Source organism: Desulfurispirillum indicum S5, from assembly GCF_000177635.2.
Classification (GTDB): Bacteria; Chrysiogenota; Chrysiogenetes; order Chrysiogenales; family Chrysiogenaceae; genus Desulfurispirillum; species Desulfurispirillum indicum.
Map to the genome: position 1 here is coordinate 2,028,831 of NC_014836.1, position 20,114 is coordinate 2,048,944.

A 20,114-nucleotide genomic window follows, 5' to 3' on the forward strand; every position below is an offset into this window, starting at 1 on the left:
CGCGCCCGCATTCCTCCCAGAGACGCTCACTTTCATCCATGGCTCGAGTCTCTGCCGCTCGCCATCCGGGCTCGCTCTCGGAACGCTGGCGCTCCTGCTGAAAGTTCGCCGCGCAGTCGTGAATGGCGATTCCTTCACAAATGAAGCGTACTCCCCGTACGCTGCTGTGACGCGCGACGGCGAGCAACGCAGCAGATGAGGGTTTTTCAGAAGCCTGTTAGCCTGAAAGTGAGATTTCATTGGCCTTCACAAGCCACTCCACACCATCCCCCACCTTCAACTCCATACGCCTGGCCGAGCGGCTGGTGATGATGGAGACGATCTGCTGACCAGCAAAGTCCAGGCTGATTTCCGCCAGCATCCCTTCGCTGCGCACGGCGGTGACGGTGGCGCTCAGGCGGTTGCGCAGGCTGATTTGACCTCGCAGTTCCTTGGCAATGGAGACCTCCGTCTCCTTGAACAGCACCCGCACATTGTTGCCCTGGCGCAGCCAGGGGCACTGTTCAGGGGTTTCCACCACCAGGGCGCTCATGGTGTGCGTGCCGGCTACAGCTATATCCACCAGGCTGAGGCTGCCGTCGCTGTCAATGGCGTTGATAATTCCGGTCAGGGTGTTCATCAGAATCCATACCGCGCGAGAACTTCCTTGCCTTCTGGCCCCACAATAAACGCGGCAAAATCCTGGGCCAGGGCGTTGCCTTCGGCCCTTTTTAAGATCACAAATCCCAGAGGCATGGGGCTATGCATGGACTCATCTATCAAGACGAATTCGCCAATGCGCTGCATGTCATCAGAAAGAGCCAGGGAGTAGGCAATAATACCTGCCTGAGCGGCTCCACTGGCAGCAAAGTGTGATGCCTGGGAGATATTCTCTCCCATGACCAAACGACGCGACAACTTTTCCCATAAACCCGCCGTTTCCAGCGCTTCCTGTGCGGCAAAACCATAGGGTGCCAGCTCGGGATTCGCAATGGCAAGACGGCGTACGGCGGGGGTATCCAGTCCAGCTATTCCCTTGTTCAGGTCCACTGCCCCCCCTTTACGCTGCCACAACACAATGCGGCCAACAGCGTACTCATGGGCTTCGCCCATGGTATATCCTTCCCTGTGCAGCGTCTGGGGATAGTGCATATCAGCTGAAAAGAACATGTCAAACGGAGCGCCATTGATAATCTGGGCATAAGCTTTACCACTGGAACTATAGACGACTTCCACGGAACTGCCCGGATGTGCCCTTTCAAAGCTCCTGGCAGCATCCTCCATGGCAAAGCGCATGCTGGCAGCTGCAACCACGGTCAGGGATTGAGCCAGAGCACTGCTTATACAAATTGAAACCAGAATCATAACCAACAGAAAACGCCTCATCATCTCTCTCCTTTGGCAGAACCTTTGATACTGCTAAAATCTTTCGCTATATACATAACTATATAGCGGTTGCGAAAAAAATTTACACCCCGAGTATCACGCTGGAAGCCTTGAACACAGCCCAGGCGGGCTGTCCGGCCTTCAATTCCATGCGCTCCAGGGATTCGCGGGTGATGACTGCGGCCAAACGCGCCTGGCCGGGCAGCTCAAGGACCACTTCGGCGTTCACTTCGCCCCCGGTCACTCGCTCCACTGTACCGCCCAGCACATTGCGGGCACTGATGTTCTCCGGCTTCTGCGTCGCCAGCAAAATTGAGCTGGCTTTCACGAGGGCGTACACTTCCCTGCCCTCGGCCAGTTCCATGGCTTCGGCGCTGTCGCGGGTGACGATGGCCGTGATCTCGTCGCCACCACTGAGGCCTACCACCACCTCGTCATTAACGGCTCCACGGCGCAGCCTTGATACCCGCCCACTGAACTGATTTCTGGCACTGGTCTTCATGCCGATCCTCCGGAAAAAATTCTCCATACTCTGGGCAGAGCCTCCGTGGCGGGCAATTTCCTCCAGAAAACGACGCTGTGCTTCGGCGTAGAGGTCGTACATGCGCAGCACCCGCTTCCCTTCCTCGGTAAGAAGGCTGCCACCGCCGCCACGACCACCACTGATGCGCTCCACCAGAACCTTCTCGGCAAGGTTGTTGATGGCGTCAACGGCGTCCCAGGCTCCCTTGTAACTCATGCCCGCCGCCTTGGCGGCAGCGCTGAGGGAACCGCAGCGGTCGATCTGGCGCAAGAGCTCAATGCGCTTTTCGCTCAGGGCAAAAGGCTGATTGCCGGTCATTCCCATGACACCCTCCTGAAAACACTTCTCGTCGCTATATAGTGCACTATATAGCGATAGTCAAGTAGCAAAGTGCGTGCCACTTCCCTGGATCTGCCCGCAATGAGGGCACGGGAAGAGGCAGCACAGAAAATGTCATGTTTATGCCCATCATATTTCTGTCAAGTGAAGGAAAACCGACAGGAAAAATCTCAGCGCCGCCCCTTGTCTGCCAGGTGCTTGCGCAGGGCCTTGCTGCTGGATTTTTCCCGCTGCTTGCGCTCGGTGATGCCCCGCAGAGTGCGGCGCTGCTGCAGCTCCCGGGTCTGTTCCACCAGCTTCAGATAGGCTTCATAGCGATTGGCATCCAGAGTTTCGTCATCCACAGCGGCCAGTACAGCGCAGCCTGGTTCCGCGGTATGGGTACAGTCACCAAAACGGCACTGGGCTGCCAGCTCCTCAAGGTCATCAAAGGCCAGGCTCACCTGGCTTTCGTCCATGATCCAGGGGGCAAACTCGCGCATGCCTGGTGTATCAATCACCGTGATGCCACCGGGCAGAAAGAGCATCTGGCGCATGGTGGTAGTATGGCGGCCCTTGCCATCCCAGTGGCGGTTGTGGGAAGTGGCCATGACCTCTTCACCGGCCAGGGCGTTTACCAGGCTCGACTTGCCGACACCCGACGAACCGATGAAGCATATGGTCTGGCCGCTGGTGGCATAGGCGCCAAGACCGTCCATACCACGGCCCGTATGGGCACTGACAGCATGAATGGGGACATTACCGAGGATACCGCGTATCTCTTCCAGCAGCTCATCGATTTCGGCGGATTCCACCAGGTCGGCCTTGTTGATGAGAATCGTGCATTCAATGCCACAGGCCCGCACGGCCAGCACATAGCGTTCCAGCCGTCGCAGGTTGAAATCGGGGCCAAAACAGGTGATGACAAAAACCACGTCCACATTGGCGGCAATGGCCTGAGCCTGCAGATCCTTGACAACGGATTTGCGCAGCAGAATATTCCTGCGGGGCAGAACCTCCACCACCATGGTCTTTTCGCCGCGACTATCGGCCAGTACCATATCACCCACCACGGGCAGGTCGATGGCTTCGCGGGCGCTGTGCTGCAGGGCTCCCGCCACCACGGCATCCAGCTCCGTGTCGGGACGCACCAGGGTCAGCAGGTTTTTGGCCATAACGCAGCTGACACGGGCCATCACCATGCCGGGTTCCGCTGGCTCAAGGTGGTGGTACGCGGCAAACAGGGAGGCGTGTTCACTGTGCATTGGCGGAGTTTCCTTGTGTCTGTTGAAGCTGGCGGGCGTGATGCTGGCGGGCCTGGTACATGAAGGTCTGCAGGGCGACTTCCCGACCAGGGGGCGTGGAGTCGTCGCAGCTGATATCCAGGTAGGGAACATGGCGATCGTGCAGCATGGGTTTGAGGATGGAGGAGGCCACGGTGCTGGGCATACAGGTGAAGGGATAGAGGTTCACGACACCGTTGAAGCCTGCGGCGATATACTCCAGCGCCCCACCGATGCTCAGGGGCGCTTCGGTGCCTATGGCAAAGTCAAAGAGCCCCTGACCTTCCACCAGGTGACGCACTTCATCCACGGAGTGATCGCGCTGGATGTCCAGGTGTTGCAGGGCACTGGCATACAGCTGGTGCTGGCGACGCGCCAGGTAGCGTTTTTCCACTTCGCCCAGCAGCCACCGTTTCAGGTACCGGGGTACCTGGGAAAGCCTGCGGGTCTTCCAGCTGTCCCTGAGGGATTTGCGATGGTTCAGGGTGGTCTCATAGGAGACAAACTGCACCCACTCCCCCAAAGAGGCGTTGACCACTTCCGCCCCGAAATACTCCAGCTGGGCGATGACATCGCGGTTGGATTCAGGGTGGCTGCGGATATAGATTTCACCGACTATACCAATGCGTGGCCGCCGCTCCAGCGTTCGATCCATCAGTTCAGCGGCACCACGGGCGATGCGGGCCACTTCCTGGCGCAACGCGTCCAGATCGAGATCAGCACCGCGCTGTTCAATCAGCTGTTCCATGGACTGCAGCCCCCGGGTGATCCAGGTGTTCACGCTGCCGGGCTCCTGCTCGTAAGGCCGGGTGCGCCAGGTGATGCGTCCCAGAATATCGGCGATGATGGTCGCCATGTAGGCCAGCTTGCGAAAGCTCTTTGTCCTGCCGTCCGGCAGAATGCCCGAGGAAGAGTAACCATCCTTGGTGGAGAGATAGAGAATGGGTACATCCCGGAAATGGGGAAAACGATCCAGCACCAGGCGCTGCATTTTATTGTACATGCCGAAGCGGCAGGGACCATCGGCCTCCGGCATGAAGTAGACGTACTCTTCGGCGCGAAAGTCCTCCCCAAGGCGTTTGCGCTCACCTTCCAGGTGGTGGAGCACATCCCCCAGGGTCACCTGACAGGGAAAGCACTCCTTGCCCGAGGTGAACTCCTTACCGAGGGCCAGGCCGGTGTAGGTTTCCATCACGCGGGCGTTGACGCCAAAGGCGCGGAAGGAGGCCGCCAGCAGGCGGGCACCGAAGGGTTCCATATCGGGAATCAGCAGGGTCTTGGCCGATACATCAAAACGCGCCACACTGCGCAGGTTATCAAAAAAAACACGGGGTTCTGGTTGTTGCTCCATTTGATCCTTTCCTGTGATCGGGGAAGCGTGCGTCATCAGCCGGAAGTGGTCGCGCGCTGACGCATCATAATATTATTCACGACATTACGGAAGGCCTCCACCCTGGTCAGGGTTCCGGCCACGCCGCTGTGTTCATCCAGCTCCAGCATCAGCGACGGTTTTTCCTGGAGAATATGCTGGTAAAAATGCTCCAGGAAGGAGTCAGCACCACAGGAGAAGTTGCTGATATGCAGACCGAACCAGTTGGGGTGGCGGGCAATGGCCTTGGCCGTCTTCAGGATGCGTCCGCCCAGGCCCCAGTACATGCCGGGAAAGTCACTGAGGTCTTCGCCATCCAGGTGGAGGAAGTCCATGGGCAGCGCGGCTATGCCAAGCTTTGACAGATGTTTGCCAATCTGCAGATTCAGTCCTTCGTCATAGAGATTATAGGGACGGCCCGTCACCACCCACAAGGGTTCGTCAGGGTCAGCGTCACGCAGAATCTCCTCGCCCCGCTGCCTGATGGCGCGGGTGAACTCCTGCTGGACCTGCCAGGCGCTTTCCACGGCACGGCGGAAGGTCTTGCGATCGGCGCGCAGTACTGCCGGAAAACCCTCCCACAGGGCCTCTGTCACCAGTTGCACACCATCCTTGAGGTGCACGGTGGGGCTGATCACCTGCTGCTCTTTCAGCCGCAGGGCCGCTTTGGTCATAAAATGGGAGCTTTCCACCAGGGGACACAGATACCCCCGTTCATCGGATTCCGCGATGGGCACATTGATGACATTGGGCAGGAAGAGCCACTCCACCTGATCCACAAGGGCCGCCACATGGCCATGGAACACCTTGACGGGATAGCAGGTTTCGGCAGTCATGGACTCGGTGCCAAGCAGGGCAAGCGCCCCGTTGGTAGGTGGTGTCAGGACCACCTGGAGTCCAAGGCCGGACAGAAAGTGAGTCCAGAATATACCCCAGTCAAGGACATGCAGGGAAGCCGGCAGCCCAACGGTGCCGGGCTGCCGGGACAGGGATGGTGTGGCGAAAATGACCGGCTGCCGCTCCAGGTACTCTCGGAAGAGCTGCTGACGCTCCAGGAAATAGTTGGACGCGGCTCTGCCTTCGTGGTGGGAGACTTCAAAACGTCCGCAGTCGCCACCCCAGATGCTTTTGCGCTGGCCGAACTGGTAGATCTTCAGCTTACACTCATTGTGACAGTCTTTCTCCGCCCGGCAAATGCTTTCGCGGGCCTCCACAGTGGCCTCGCACAACTGGGAGAGGTCGCGCTGGCGCACACTCAGGCCCTGGTTACGAGAGGAGCGCATCAGAGTCAGAGCCGCGCCAAAGGCTCCCATGACCTCGCGGTGCTTCGGCACCAGCACCGGCCGGTCCAACACCCGTTCGAATGCCGCCACAATACCCTTGTTGAGGGAGGGGCCACCCAGGAACATGACCTTCTTGCCAATGGGGCGATTCTCCACCACGCGATGCAGGTAGTTATGCACAATGGCGTAACACAGCCCGGCGATCAGTTCGTCGCGGCCGGCGCCCTTCTGTGCGTAACCGGCCATATCCGACTCCATAAAGACCGTACAGCGTTCCGCCAGGTGTACCGGTGCCGGCGACGAGAGGGCGATCTCCTGAAACTCGCCAAATATATTGATCTTCATCTTGTTGGCCAGCTCATGAATAAAGCTGCCGGTACCCGCCGCACAGACCTTGTTCATGACAAAGTCCACTGGATAGGCACCATCGATGGCGATATATTTGGAATCCTGACCACCGATTTCAAAGATGGTGTCGATGGAGGGATCAACGGCGACTGCCCCGGTGGCATGGGCGGTGATCTCGTCGAGAATCAGGTCGGCGCTGACAAAATCCCCCACCACATTGCGCCCCGAGCCGGTGGTGGCAATACCCAGCAGCTCCACCTGCGGCCCGGAGTGTTCCAGCATGTGGCGCAGCAGCTTCTGGCTGACCTCAATGGGCTTGCCCTGGGTGGGACGGTAGCACTTGCCGATCAGAGTGCCCTGTTCATCGATGAGGGCGTATTTGGTGGAAGTGGAGCCGATGTCGATCCCCAGAAACGCCCTGACCGGTTTATCGGGGGCAAAGGGTTTCAGGGAGTTATCGGTCTCAAAATGAGTATAGCGCAGCTCCAGTGGAGCCGTGCGGGGAAAATCACTGCTGTGCTGATGGTTCTGGCGCAGGGCATCCATATCAATACCGGCGGTCCCGTCGCCACGGTTGCGAACGCGCAGGGCCGCGCCCAGAGCGCCCAGTGAGGTATGGTGCAAGGGCACCTGCAGGTCGGGGAAATAACGGCGGAAAGCCTCCACCTGCAACGCATTGGAAGCCATGCCGCCAATGAAAATCACCGGGGAAAGCACTTCGCGATTGGCCACGATGGTACTCATGTAATTTGCGGCGTTGCCGCTGTGCAGGCCGGCAATGATATTACTCAGGGACTCGCCCTTGTTCTGCAGGTGAATCATGTCGGATTTGGTGAAGACGGTGCAGCGGCAGGCCACCGCCGCTGGCGACGTGCTCTGCTGGCCCAGATTGATAAAGTCCTGCAGCAGGCTGTCCAGGCGTTCGTGGCTGAGCTGAAAGTCATCGCCATAGAGGGCGCAGGCCAGACGCTCAGCCTGCTGGTCGATAAAGGAGCCCGTCCCTGAGGCGCAGGGCCCGTTCATGTGAAAGGCGTCCAGATACCAGGAGCCGTCCCCGTTGTGTCCGATCTGGAACAGCGACGCATCCTGTCCGCCCATACTGATGATGGAGCGCGTCGACGGGGCAATGTGCAGCGCACCGGCAACCTGGGCGATGGTCTCCACCTCAAAGGGAGCGCCCACCACGGAAGCCACGCGCTGTCCCTGGATTCCCGTAAAGCAGATGCCACCAATCTCATTGGTGGCAAAGCGCTCCAGGACACCCTGCAGGGTGGTGGCAACATCCTCGTTTACCAGGCCGAAGTGCCGACGGTAAGGTTCCTCGTGAACAATATGGCCGTGGCTGTCGATAACAACCGCGTTAATACTGACAGAGCCTACATCAAGGCCAATAAAATACACAGGCAGCTCCTCAACACCGGCAATGCTCACTGGCAACCGCAGTAACGGTAACAATTGCCAACCAGTGTTTGAATTTTACCACTTTGTAACTATTGCTACAACGAAAAGGCGCCACCACTGCCGTGAAAATACCCCTACGCACCGAACTGCTGCGGCCGCAGAATTTGCCATATAAAAGAATTCCAATTGACATTGTCATCTTTAGCGGGCAGGATATCACCACTATAATCCACAGGAGAGTGATCTATGGCAAAGAAACCCTATCGCTTTGAAACCCTGGCCCTGCACGGCGGACAAGAGCCCGACCCGGTCACCCTCTCCCGTGGGGTGCCCGTATACCGCACCAGTTCCTATGTTTTCAAGAACACCGAACATGCCGCCAACCTCTTCGGCCTCAAGGAACTTGGCAACATCTACTCGCGACTGATGAACCCCACCAATGACATGCTGGAGCAGCGGGTCAGCCTGCTGGAAGGCGGAGCAGCCTCGGTCGCCCTGGCTTCCGGCACCAGCGCCATCCACTATACCGTCATCAACATCGCCCGTGCCGGGGATGAAATCGTCGCCGCCAACAACCTCTACGGTGGCACCTACACTATGTTTGACGCCATTCTGCCCCAGCTTGGCATCAACACGAAATTCGTCGACGCAAAAAATCCGGCTGCCTTCGCCGAAGCCATTACCGACAAGACGCGGCTCATCTTCATTGAAACCATCGGCAACCCGGTTCTCGACTTCACCGACATTGCCGCCATAGCGAAAATCGCCCGCGAACACCAGCTGCCCCTGGTGGTGGACGGCACCTTCACCACCCCCTACCTCCTGCGGGCCATCGACCACGGCGCCGACATTGTCATCAACTCCCTCACCAAGTGGATGGGGGGCCACGGCAATGCCATCGGCGGCATGGTGACCGATTCGGGCACATTCAACTGGCAGAACCCGCGCTTCGCTCTTTTCAATGAACCGGACCCCAACTACCACGGCCTGCGCTGGGCCCATGATCTGCCCGAAGCCCTGGCCCCCATCGCCTTTGCCCTGCGCCTGCGCACCGTTCCCCTGCGCAACCTGGGCGCCTGCCTCTCCCCCGACAACGCCTGGATGTTCCTGCAGGGCATTGAAACCCTGCCCTTCCGCATGGATAGACACTGCGAGAACGCCGTGGCCGTAGCACAGTTCCTGAAAAAGCACCCCAAGGTGGAGTGGGTTCGCTACCCGGGACTGGAAAGCGATCGCACCTACCCCATCGCCAGCAGGTATCTGAAAAACGGCTTTGGCGCCATGGTGGTCTTCGGTGTGCAAGGTGGCGCGCAAGCCGGAGCGCGCTTTATCGACAACCTGCAGCTCTTCTCCCACCTGGCCAATGTGGGTGACGCCAAATCCCTGGCGCTGCATCCCGCCAGCACCTCCCACTCTCAGCTGAACCCTGAGCAGCAGAAGGCCAGTGGACTCACCCCTGAGCTGGTGCGCCTCTCTGTTGGACTGGAGCACATTGACGACATCCTGGAAGACATCGACCAGGCCCTGCTGAAGGCCTGACCAGCAGCATCACGACTCCCCCCCTGGCAACAATTCACCAGTTCACTGTTGAGGAGTTCCGCTTTCTATTGTACTATCCCCCACGGTTCCAATTCGGAAACGTGGGGGTGTTTTCATGAAGCAGAGCCGAAAAAGCTGGCAGCTCTTCTTTCTCAGGATTGCCTTTCCTGCTGCCATCGCCATCCTTCTTTTCCTTTTCAGCATTCTCTTCCTGGTCATTCCCGCTACCGAAAACGCCCTGATCAGCGAGCGCCAGGAGACGACGCGCCAGCTGACCGAAACCGCCTGGAGTGTGCTCAAGGACATGCACATGGAGTACGAAAGGGGGGCTGTCAGTGAAGCGTCGGCCAAAGAGATTGCCAGTAACGTCATACGAACCATGCGCTATGGCGAGGATGGCAAGGATTACTTCTGGCTGCTGGATCAGCAGCCGCGCATGCTGGCCCACCCCCACCGCCCCGATCTGGAAGGTCAGGATGTCAGCGACTTCGAGGACTGCCAGGGCAAACGGCTTTTTGCAGAGTTTGCCGAGCTGACCCGCAGCCAGCACAGCGGTTTTGTGGACTACCACTGGCAGACACGGGATCAGGATGGCATCGCCCCAAAGATCTCTTATGTCAAACTCTTCGAACCCTGGGGCTGGATCGTGGGAACGGGCATCTATGTGGATGATGTGCGCCATGACATTCAGAAAATGACCGAAAACACCCTGCTGATCTCCCTGGGAATCACCTTCGTCATCGCGGGCATCGTGCTCTTTGTCGTGGTCCAGGGCATCACCATCGAACGCGCCCGACAGCGCGCCGAAACTGACCTGGCCCATTCCAAGGAGAAATACCACGCCCTGGTGGAAGCCTCCACCGACGGCTTCATCCTGCTGCTTGGCAACTGGGATATGGTTACCAACAGGAGCCTGGCACTGATGCTGGGATATACCGATGAAGAACTCAGGCTCCTGAGCATTTTCGACCTCTTCGCCAGAGCCGATGTCAATCAGCATCCGGCACTGGAACACATCAAGGCGCTCATGGCCGGCCACAAGGCCGCCGAAAAGTTCGAAGCCCAGCTGCTGACGCGCACAGGAGCAGCCCTGGATGCGCTTATAACCTGCTCGGCCATCGAAGTTGCCGGTCAGCGCGCCCTGACCCTGATCATCCGGGACATCAGCGCCATATCGCGCATGGAGAACCGCCGCGCCGAAGAGGAGCGCGACGCCCTGGTGGCAGAACTGCAGGCGGCACTGCAGTTCTTTCATCACGGCATCAAGGACTTTATCCGGCCCCTGCTCTCCTGCGACATGAACACCAGCATCCGACGCGCCGCCAGACTCATGGGCCAGAAAGGTACCGGCGCCCTCATGGTCACCAGCGACCGCGACCAGTACCTGGGCATCCTCACCGATTACGATATCCGTGAGCGGGTCGTCGCCCGCAAAGTCGACCCGGAGCTTCCGGTGCTCAGCATCATGACCGCGCCCTCGTCTTTGAGGCGGCGCTGGTCATGCAGGATGAGGATATCCCCTGGCTGGCGGTGGAAGACAGCAATGGCGTGCTGTGCGGAATGATCAACCGCGCCGACCTGCTGAAAATCCAGGGCTACTCCGCCGTATCGCTGGTGCAGTCCATCCAGAGCGCCGAATCCCCCGAAGAGATCCGCCAGCGCCGCGAAAAACTCCCCATGCTCATCAAGGCGGTTCTCGACAGCGGAACCCGCCCCCGCAACGTCACCCGCATCATCTCCAATCTCTCCGACGCCATCATCCGCAAGCTGCTGCACTTTGCCATGGCCGAACTGGGCGACCCACCCACCCGCTTTGCCTTTATCACCCTGGGCAGCGTTGGACGCGAAGAACAGACCCTGTGTACGGATCAGGACAACGCCATTCTCTTTGATGACACGGTTCCTGAGTCACAGATGGACGAGGTGCGCCAGTACTTCCTGGCCATGGCCGAGAAGGTCTGCGCCTGGCTGGACGACATCGGCTACAGCTACTGCCCGGGAAAAATCATGGCCCAGAACCCCGACTGGTGCCAGCCCCTGAGTACATGGAAGCGCTATTTCACCACCTGGGTCCACACCGCTGAACCCCAGGATATGCTGGAAATCAATATTTTCTTCGACTTCCGCTGTGTGTACGGCGAACGGAGCATGGTGGAAGAGCTTCGCGAGCACATCCAGGGCGAATGGCAGCAGAATCCGCTGTTTATCTACCTGCTTGCGGAGAATGCCTTCCGCTACAAACCGCCCATCGGACTCTTCGGCAACATCATGACCAGCTCCCCCAAAGACGAGCAGCAGGGCAGCTTTGACATCAAGGACGCCATGATGCCCGTGGTGAACATCGCCCGCGCCCAGGCACTGCGCTATGGTGTCGGCGAAACCCACACCCTCGACCGCATCCAGCGACTGCACGAACGGGGCATCTTCAAGGAAAGCGAGTACAGTGAGATGCTGCTGGTGTACGACTTCCTGATGCAGCTGCGCCTGAAATATCAGGCCCTGGAAGCCAAAGAGGGTCTGCCCATCGACAACCTGATTCAGCTGAAATCTCTGACCCATATCGAACAGATGACGCTGAAGAATGTCTTCAACAAGATCAACGATTTCCTGGCAAAACTCCGACAGGATTTCACCGGGAGGACCCAGTGATGGTTCCGTCATCCTGGGCCGGCACCGGAGCGGCCACTCGGCGAACGCTGCAGGCGCAGGTTCTTTCCGATCTGCATTTCGAATGCGGCACTCCCTTCGATGTCCCCGCAGCACAGGCAGATATCCTCATTCTGGCCGGCGACATCCACGAAGGGCTCAGGGGTGTGGAGTGGGCCATTGCCCAAGCCAGGCGGCTGGAGATTCCGGTACTCTACGTCTTCGGTAACCATGAATTCTACGGCCAGCGCTTCCCCTCGCTCTTTACCGAGGCGCGTCTGCGCTGCCACGGCAGCGGCGTCCACATCCTGGAGCGTGACACCTTCACCTTCGGTGACGTGCGCTTCCTGGGCTGCACCCTCTGGAGTGACTTTCAGCTCTATGGCGCCGGTCACGCCGACTTCTGCCGTGAGTACGCGCGAGTACACATGCCCGATTACGAAGCCATCCTGACTCGGGACGGCCGCCCCCTGCAGCCCGAAGACACCACCTGGGTTTTCCAGCAGTCTCTGCAGTGGCTTGAACAGCAGCTGAAGAGCCCGTGGAAGGGACGAACCGTTGTCATCACCCACCACGCGCCCATTTACTACGCCAGTGAGCCGGAAAACGACAACAGCCCACTGGCAGCAGCCATGATCAGCAACCACCCCTCCCTTCTGCAAAACACCTGCGTTGATACCTGGATCCACGGACACACTCATCACAACATCAATGCCCGCATTCTGAATACCCATGTCATAAGCCACCAGCAGGGCTACCCCCATGAAGAGGTCTGTGGTGAGCCCTTTGCTCCCGAGCGCACCTTCGCCCTCTGAAAAGCCGCGACAACGCCCCCATATCGTAAACCGGGAATCACGCACACCCCTATCAGTAAACCAAAACATGGTTTTACATTTCATTTGACCGGGAAACATATACCCATTACAATATTCGCATCTGCACAAAAGACCATGTTTCACAAAGGAGAGCATTATGGCTAAAGCCCCGGAATTTCAGCAACCACACATGCCCCATCCCGTCATCAACCGTCCCTACACGGCCAAGGACCTTCCCTCGGTCAACTTCGGCCCCCTGGGACTCATGGCATTTGGCATGACGACCATTCTGCTGAATATTCACAATGCCGGATTTTACCCCGTCAGCGTCATGATTATCGCCATGGGGATTTTCTATGGCGGTCTCGCCCAGATCGTAGCGGGCATTCTCGGTTCACGAACCGGGAACACCTTTGCCACCACCGCATTTATTTCCTATGGTTTTTTCTGGCTGTCCCTGTCGGCTATCTGGATTTTTCCCGAAATGGGAATCGCGGAGAAGACACCCGCGGGATACCTGGGCTGGTACCTCTTCATGTGGGGGCTTTTCTCATTCTTCATGTTTGTGGGCACCCTCAAGGCCAACCGGGTCCTGCAGCTCATCTTCTTCCTGCTCTTTATCCTCTTTTTCCTGCTGGCCGTACGGGACTGGACAGGCTCGGAACTCATCGGGAAAATCGCCGGCTGGGAAGGCATCCTCTGCGGTGCCTGCGCCTTTTACCTGGCCATAGCTGAGATCCTGAACGAGCAGTTCGGGCGCGATGTCCTGCCCATCTAAACAGGGCGCCTGATACATTCAGATGCAAGCATTATCGGGGCAAGGCCATTCCGGCTTCGCCCCGTTTCAGTTTCCGGCTACGAAAAGCGCCACCAGGCCAAGCAGCAGGAGCAACACCGCGATTCCAACCAGCGGGGTGCGGCACAGGTACGCCTCAAGGCGAATCAGGGGCTTTTCCAGGGGCATGGGGCCGGATTGCGGCAGAGATTTCTCTTTGGGAAAGAGCCACTGACTGCGTTCCAGAATCAGCCAGAAGAGCAGCCGATTGAGCCATCCGGTCACCGGATTCAGCAGATCCCCTTCGCGAATACGCGCCCAGCGAGGCAGCGTGCCAACAAAACGCCACAGCAGCCAGGCAAAGGCAGCGGCGGCCAGAATCGTAAGGGCGCCCTCCAGCAGGGAACCGAGGGGGAACTGGCTGAGCACCGGCCTGCTGACAAAGTGAGCAGCGAAAAAAGGCAGCAGGAGCAGCAGCCAGATATTCAGAAGCCAGGGCAGGGTGCACCAGCGCAAAAGCGATGCCTGAAATGTGCCGGTTCTCGCGCGCTCAGGCCAGGCCAGAAAGACAAAGCGCGCCAGCAGAAGCGTGGTCAGAACCGTGCTCAGGCTGAGCAGCACTGGTCCGTACAGGCTGATGGCTTCATGGGGCAGGGCAGAGACCACCTCCTTGAAGCCACCCTTTGCCAGGAATCCGCTGGTGAAGGGGAAACCCGCCAGAGCCAGGGCGGGAATCAACAGCAGGGGGCCGCTGTATCTGGCATGATGGCTGGTCATACCGACCCCCAGGAAGAGGGCCGATTTGGCCAGGCCATGGTGCAGGATAAAGATGAGAAGAACGGCGAATATGATCTCCCAGGAGTGGGGAAAGAGCAGTCCCAGGCCGACCAGGCACGTCACCAGGCCCATCTGACTGATACTGGAGTAGGCCAGCACCGTCTTTGGCTTGCGCTGCACCATGCCCACCACCGCCCCGAAGAGGGCAGACACCACCCCCATGATCACCATGGCGACCCCCAGTCCATCCATAACCAGAAAGGTGCCGAGGGGCAAAAAGCGCAGCCAGCCCAGCAGACCCGTCTTGATGATAATACCACTGAGCACCGCGCTGGCGGGCACGGGGGCGCTGGGGTGCGCCAGCGCAAGCCAGACATGCACGGGCACCGCGCCCATTTTCACGGCAAAACCCGCCATCAGCAGACCAGCAGTCACGGTGGGGTTGGCGAGCTGATCATACACCAAGGGCAGCTGCTGCAGATCCACATTGCCAAGCTGACGCCCGATGGTGAACATGCCGGCCAGCAGCAGCGCTTCTCCCATGATGGCCAGCACCAGATACACCTTTCCCGCCCGCAGGGAGCTGTCACGGCCATCCTGAATAATCATGCCGTAGGCGCAGAAGGTCATCATGGCGAAGAACGTGTAAAAACTCACCAGATCCAGAGCCAGTATGGCTCCGAGGTTCCCCGCCATACTCAGCAGAAAAAACAGATAGAAGCGCTTGAGATTCACCTTGTCGGCCATATAACCACGGGCGAAGAGCGCACTGATGCTCCACAGAACCCCAGCCAGCAGCAAAAAGACCACATTGACCGCGTCGGTACCAATACGACTCCCCAGCAGCAGCCAGGGCATTGAAAGCTGCTGATAGGGCAGCAGGGCCACCCCAATGGCCACCAGGGCGCTGGCGGGAATCAGCAGCAGCACGTAGCGCCGGGCTTTGGTTCCCAGCAGGAGCGCTACAGCCAGGGGAAAGACGATGGTGAGCCACAGCAGCGCATCCATATCACATCACCAGGCCGCGCACGATAAACTCCACCCAGCTTTTCGGACTGTAGGCCACGCCGGCGAAAAGTCCGGCGCTCAAAGCCAGGAGAGCCGTAATCAGAGTCGGAATCAACAGGCCAAGATGCGTCTCATGGCGAAACCCCAGCTCCGAAGGACGGGGCCATTCAATGGTGGGCTGCCTGAACCAGGCGCGATAGATCAGGGGCAGGAAGTAGGCGGCATTGAGGATGGTGCTGGCCAGTAGCACAGCGATAACCCAGTAGTGGCGGGACTCCACCGCGCCAAGCCCCAGGTACCACTTGCTGATGAAGCCAGCCATGGGCGGAATGCCGATCATGGCCAGTGCCGCCAGGCTGAAGGCGCCCATGGTCCAGGGCATGCGCCGGGCGATGCCGTTCATCTGATCAACACGACTGATGTCATACGTCTCCGCCAGATTTCCGGCACAGAAGAAGAGGGTGATTTTCATCAGTCCCTGGTGCATCAGGTGCACAATCCCCCCCATGGCCGCCAGTGGGCTGCCCATGGCGATACCCAGGGTAATATAGGAGACCTGACTGACCGTGGAGTAGGCCAGCCGTTTCTTGATATCCGTCTGCATCAGGGCGCGCACCGAGCCGTAGACAATGGTCGCGGCGGCAAAGATCAGCAGGATCTGCGCCATACCCAGAAGTTTGACCAGGGGCACCCCGAAGACATCGTGGACGATGCGCACAATGCCGAAGGCTCCCGCTTTCACCACCGCAACCGCATGCAGCAGGGCGCTGACCGGCGCGGGGGCCACCATGGCTTCAGGCAGCCAGCCATGGAAGGGAATCAGAGCGGACTTGACCCCCACACCGATGATCATGAGCACGAATATCGCCTGTAGCTGCCAGCGATATTCCGCCAGCAGAAACCCGATGGTCCCCCCCTCCACAAAGTGCTGTCCGCCACCCAGGCTCTGCAACCAGACCATGCCCAGCAGCAGCAGCGCTCCGCCGCCAAGGGTATAGGCCAGGTAGACTTTCCCGCCACGCAGTGCCTTGGCTGTGCCGCGATGCACAACCAGCGGATAGGTGGACAGGGTGAGCAGTTCGTAGAAGATGAAGAAGGTGAACATGTTGGCCGCCGTGGCAATCCCCATGGTGGCTGCCATGCACAGGCTGAAGAAGCCGAAGAAACGGCAGCGGTTCGGGGCGTGTTCCAGGTAGGCAATGGCGTAGATAGTGGTAATCAGCCACAGCAGCGCTGAGAGCACCAGAAAGAGCATGGTGAAGCCATCGGCGAAGAACGCCAGAGAGATGCCCGGCACCACCTCAAAGGTGAGGCCAAAGAAGTGACCACGCTCCACCCCCCAGAGCATGATCCCCACCAGCACCATCTTGAGCACCGCTGCCAGGATATTGACCACGATCCGCAGGAACTGGCGTTCTTCCCCAAGGGCAAATATAATCAGGGCTGCCGTCAGGGGCGTCAGGAGAATCCACAGGGGCAGCAGGCTGTAGATCATGGCGCACCTCCCGGCGTATCCACCGGAAAAGACGCCGTCAGCATATCAAAGACCGGCATTCCCAGAAAACCCATGGCTATGGCCCCCAGAGCCAGAATCAGTGGAGCCGCGTTCATGGCAAAGGGTATTCGCGCAACAGGCGTGGCCGTGGAGCGGGATATGGCGCTGCCATCGGCTTCCCGCATAAAAATGGCACGCAGAACCTTAAAGAGGTAAGCCGCCGCCAGCAGTCCTCCCACCAGGGCAACCAGGGCCCACCACCACTGGCCCAGGTTCATGGCTGCCCGCAGCAGCAGCCATTTGGCCAGAAAGCCGCCGCTGGGTGGCAGGCCCATAATACTGATGGCCCCCAGTGCAAAGGCAAAGAGGCTCACCGCCAGGTGGGAGTGGGGCATACGCAGCCCCTCCAGGCGATCATGGCCGTTGACGAGGATCACATTGCCCGCCGCCAGAAAGAGCGCCGACTTGGCCAGGCCATGGGCCAGCAGCTGGTACATGGCTCCGTGCCATGCCACAAGGGTTGCCAGGGGAAACAGCAGCAGCATATAGCCAAGCTGGGCTACCGTGGAATAGGCGATAATCAGCTTCAGACGCTCCTGTCGCAAGGCCTGCAGCGAGCCGTAGAGGATGGCACAGGATCCCAGCAGACCGATCAACTGCCCGGTCAGAACCGAGTTCAACTCAGCAAAAGGCCAGAACCACAGTCGTATCAGCAGGTACAACGAGCCCTTCACCACCAGAGCCGAGAGCAGGGCGCTCACCGGTGCCGGCGCGCTGGAGTGGGCAGGGGGAAGCCAGAAATGCAGCGGAAAGAGGGCGGATTTGATGAACAGTCCGCAGGACATGAGTCCCAGCGCCGCAAAGGCGTAGGGTTGCGACATATCCAGATTCTGACCCAGGGCATACAGGTTGAGGGTTCCCGCGCCCGCATAGGCCAGCGCCACCCCCAGCAGGTAGACAAGAGACCCTACCATGGCGGCAATCAGATAGCGCATACTGGCATGAAAGGCCGGAGTGGTAGCCGCCAATGTGATCAGGGCAATGGAGGCGAAGGTGAGCAGCTCCAGGGTGATATAGAGATTAAAAATATCCGCCGACAGGTAGAGGGCGTTCAGTGCCGCGATCAACACGAAAAACGCACTCCAGAAAAGGTGTTGCCGCGCCGTGCGCTCCCGCCAGTAGCCAAGAGCGTACAGGCCGATGCAGACACCGCAGAACCAGGTCAGCCACAGCAGCAGCAGGCTGAAGCCATCGGCGGCGAAAGCAATGCCCAGGGGCGGCTCCCACCCTCCCATGGCGTAGTGCACCACTCTGGTCCGGGCAACCCCGCTGCTGAGCTGCAACAGCGCCAGCAGAAGCGATGAAAAAACCGCCAGCCACAGTATCCACAACGAGGAGCGCAGACTGGCCAGAAAGCAGAACATCGCCCCCAGCAGGGGAACAAAAACCAGCAAAACCATGGACGAAGCGGCATCCAGAGACAGGAAGGCACTCATGTCTCCTCCCCGGTTTTGGTCACCGCGCGCGCGTCGGCTTCGGGCTCGACACAGACATCCAGATAGGGCGGAATCTGACGACGATTCAGGCGGCGCAGCAGCGACAGGCCGAAGGCGGTGGCACTGACGGAAACCACGATCCCCGTCAGCACCATGGCGTGGGGAACCGGGTCCGCCAGCTCGGGATTGCGCTGGGCAATGGTGATCAGCAGCAGGAAAACCGATACGGCCATGATATTGGCGGCCAGAATCTTGCGAAAGAGATGGGGACGCGTGAATATGCCATACAGCCCCATGGCAAAGAGGATAATGGACGTGGTTCCGAAAATGGCAAACTGACTCATCGTCGCCTCATCCCCGCTGCGTTGTTGAAGAGCAGCACCAGGATCAAGGCAATGGAGATCATCAGGGAGAACTCTATGGTGAGAATCAGCGCGCCGGCCCAGGCATGGGGAAAATCCAGAAAGCCTTCGTGGAAGATCATGGTACCAAAGCCAACCCCGATAAAGACCAGCAGCCCGAGAATGATGAAGAAGCGAACTCCCGGCGTCGATTCCGCCGCCGGTGCCAGATTTCCGGTCAGGCTGAAGATAATGCCGATGGAAGCCAGGATAACCCCCGCCTGAAAGGCGCCGCCAGGCCCGTGGGCCCCTACCCAGAGCAGGTATCCGGAAACGATAATAATCAGGGGAACCAGGCGGTGCACCAGTGCCACCACCAGCTCGGAGTAGTCCAGGGGAAGCTGACGGCCATCATCGATGGGAGAGAGGACGTGGAAACTCCAGACGCCGATAATAGCCAGAAACAACACCACGATTTCCAGCAGGGTATCGTAGCCGCGAAAGTTCAGCAGAACCGCCGTTACCGGATGGGAAGCGCCGCTGTGGGCAAGGTTCTGCTGCACCGCGCCGGCAATCAGCAGCTCCGAGTCGGGCAGACGCCACAGACTCCAGCCCAGCAGGGCCAGCAGCACCAGGGCACCCGCCGAAAGAAACAATGTGGAAGGATTGAGGCGGGAAGCCTCCAGCTCATCATGCAGCTCGCTCCAGTGGCCCGGCTTCCCCTTTTCCAGATCGCGATAGGTATTGAGGAGCATGGCTCCGGTCAGGCCCGCCCCCACCGCCGCTTCCACCAGGGCCAGGTCGGGCGCCTGGAGGCGGGCCCAGGAGATCGCCATCACCAGGCCAAAGACCACGAAGAACACCAGTGAGCGAAAGAGCTGGGGATGCACCAGCGTCCGCCAGGCCAGCCACAGCAGGCCGATTGCCAGCAGCAGATCGAACAGGGAACCAAGGGTCGTCATGACCCACCATCCCGCTTCTCACCACCGCGCAGCATGCTGTAGAGGCCATAGCGAGCCAGCAGATAACAGGAAACCGTGGAAGCGAAGAGGGCCAGCAGCCAGATCAGAAAAATTTTGAGGGCAACCCAGATGGAAGCCGCATTGACCACCAGGCCCAGGCATACAAAACCCAGTCCCACGTTGTCGGCTTTGGTCAGGGCATGCAGGCGAGTGAAGACGTCAGGAAAGCGCAGCAGGCCCACCGTGCCAGCGAAAAAAAAGATGCAGCCGATGATGATCAGGATGATGGACAGAATTTCCAGCACAGCATGCACCTCCTCAGGGTTCGCAAAAGCATACCAAAAGATGGCTCCTGCACCAAGCACACAAA

The 20,114-nt window shown here is 59.1% G+C and carries 17 protein-coding genes; 5 read left to right on the top strand and 12 right to left on the bottom strand.

Features of this window, described 5'->3' with window-relative positions:
* Nucleotides 1-217 precede the first annotated feature (217 nt).
* From SELIN_RS14120 to SELIN_RS09585, 6 genes are all read right to left on the bottom strand, one after another.
* Nucleotides 218-619, bottom strand: a complete 402-nt coding sequence (locus SELIN_RS14120) for a TOBE domain-containing protein (protein ID WP_013506460.1) — start codon at nucleotides 617-619, stop codon at nucleotides 218-220.
* Entirely contained in the window at nucleotides 619-1,365 is a 747-nt protein-coding gene (modA, locus tag SELIN_RS09565; protein WP_013506461.1) for a molybdate ABC transporter substrate-binding protein, read from the bottom strand. The genes SELIN_RS14120 and modA overlap by 1 nt, the downstream gene beginning before the upstream one ends.
* An 82-nt stretch (nucleotides 1,366-1,447) precedes the next feature.
* Nucleotides 1,448-2,212 (bottom strand): TOBE domain-containing protein, encoded by a 765-nt coding sequence (locus tag SELIN_RS09570; protein WP_013506462.1) that lies wholly within the window; start codon nucleotides 2,210-2,212, stop codon nucleotides 1,448-1,450.
* A 185-nt stretch (nucleotides 2,213-2,397) separates the two neighbouring features.
* On the bottom strand, nucleotides 2,398-3,471 hold the full coding sequence (gene rsgA / locus SELIN_RS09575; protein WP_013506463.1) for a ribosome small subunit-dependent GTPase A: 1,074 nt from the start codon (nucleotides 3,469-3,471) through the stop codon (nucleotides 2,398-2,400).
* A complete protein-coding gene (locus tag SELIN_RS09580; RefSeq protein WP_013506464.1) occupies nucleotides 3,461-4,840 on the bottom strand; it encodes a CoA activase in 1,380 nt (459 codons plus the stop codon). Before SELIN_RS09580 ends, rsgA begins: the two co-directional genes overlap by 11 nt.
* 35 nt (nucleotides 4,841-4,875) lie before the next feature.
* Nucleotides 4,876-7,890, bottom strand: coding sequence for an acyl-CoA dehydratase activase (locus SELIN_RS09585; RefSeq protein WP_013506465.1), 3,015 nt, complete (start codon nucleotides 7,888-7,890; stop codon nucleotides 4,876-4,878).
* A gap of 246 nt (nucleotides 7,891-8,136) precedes the next feature.
* On the opposite strand from SELIN_RS09585, the gene SELIN_RS09590 reads away from it, so the two are divergent.
* The 5 genes from SELIN_RS09590 (at nucleotide 8,137) to SELIN_RS09610 (ending at nucleotide 13,668) form a co-directional block, all read left to right on the top strand.
* A complete protein-coding gene (locus SELIN_RS09590; RefSeq protein WP_013506466.1) occupies nucleotides 8,137-9,429 on the top strand; it encodes an O-acetylhomoserine aminocarboxypropyltransferase/cysteine synthase family protein in 1,293 nt (430 codons plus the stop codon).
* 115 nt (nucleotides 9,430-9,544) lie between these two features.
* Nucleotides 9,545-10,993 (top strand): cache domain-containing protein, encoded by a 1,449-nt coding sequence (locus SELIN_RS09595; RefSeq protein WP_013506467.1) that lies wholly within the window; start codon nucleotides 9,545-9,547, stop codon nucleotides 10,991-10,993.
* Nucleotides 10,930-12,078, top strand: coding sequence for a DUF294 nucleotidyltransferase-like domain-containing protein (locus SELIN_RS09600; RefSeq protein ID WP_041726028.1), 1,149 nt, complete (start codon nucleotides 10,930-10,932; stop codon nucleotides 12,076-12,078). The genes SELIN_RS09595 and SELIN_RS09600 overlap by 64 nt, the downstream gene beginning before the upstream one ends.
* Entirely contained in the window at nucleotides 12,078-12,890 is an 813-nt protein-coding gene (locus SELIN_RS09605) for a metallophosphoesterase (RefSeq protein ID WP_013506469.1), read from the top strand. Before SELIN_RS09600 ends, SELIN_RS09605 begins: the two co-directional genes overlap by 1 nt.
* 190 nt (nucleotides 12,891-13,080) lie before the next feature.
* Nucleotides 13,081-13,668 carry an acetate uptake transporter gene (locus SELIN_RS09610; RefSeq protein ID WP_156788120.1) on the top strand — a complete coding sequence of 196 codons (588 nt, stop codon included), beginning with the start codon at nucleotides 13,081-13,083 and terminating at the stop codon, nucleotides 13,666-13,668.
* Between the two features lie 66 nt (nucleotides 13,669-13,734).
* Here SELIN_RS09610 and SELIN_RS09615 read toward each other — a convergent pair whose 3' ends face one another.
* Genes SELIN_RS09615 through mnhG form a run of 6 tightly spaced genes read right to left on the bottom strand, consistent with a single transcriptional unit; the run spans nucleotide 13,735 to nucleotide 20,049 of the window.
* Nucleotides 13,735-15,450 (bottom strand): complex I subunit 5 family protein, encoded by a 1,716-nt coding sequence (locus SELIN_RS09615; protein ID WP_013506471.1) that lies wholly within the window; start codon nucleotides 15,448-15,450, stop codon nucleotides 13,735-13,737.
* A 1-nt stretch (nucleotide 15,451) separates the two neighbouring features.
* Entirely contained in the window at nucleotides 15,452-16,945 is a 1,494-nt protein-coding gene (locus tag SELIN_RS09620; RefSeq protein ID WP_013506472.1) for a proton-conducting transporter transmembrane domain-containing protein, read from the bottom strand.
* Nucleotides 16,942-18,441, bottom strand: coding sequence for a complex I subunit 5 family protein (locus SELIN_RS09625; RefSeq protein WP_013506473.1), 1,500 nt, complete (start codon nucleotides 18,439-18,441; stop codon nucleotides 16,942-16,944). Before SELIN_RS09625 ends, SELIN_RS09620 begins: the two co-directional genes overlap by 4 nt.
* Nucleotides 18,438-18,785 carry an NADH-quinone oxidoreductase subunit K gene (locus SELIN_RS09630; protein WP_013506474.1) on the bottom strand — a complete coding sequence of 116 codons (348 nt, stop codon included), beginning with the start codon at nucleotides 18,783-18,785 and terminating at the stop codon, nucleotides 18,438-18,440. Before SELIN_RS09630 ends, SELIN_RS09625 begins: the two co-directional genes overlap by 4 nt.
* Nucleotides 18,782-19,744, bottom strand: coding sequence for a hydrogenase subunit MbhD domain-containing protein (locus SELIN_RS09635; RefSeq protein ID WP_013506475.1), 963 nt, complete (start codon nucleotides 19,742-19,744; stop codon nucleotides 18,782-18,784). The genes SELIN_RS09630 and SELIN_RS09635 overlap by 4 nt, the downstream gene beginning before the upstream one ends.
* Nucleotides 19,741-20,049, bottom strand: coding sequence for a monovalent cation/H(+) antiporter subunit G (gene mnhG / locus SELIN_RS09640; protein WP_013506476.1), 309 nt, complete (start codon nucleotides 20,047-20,049; stop codon nucleotides 19,741-19,743). The genes SELIN_RS09635 and mnhG overlap by 4 nt, the downstream gene beginning before the upstream one ends.
* Between the last annotated feature and the right edge of the window lie 65 nt (nucleotides 20,050-20,114).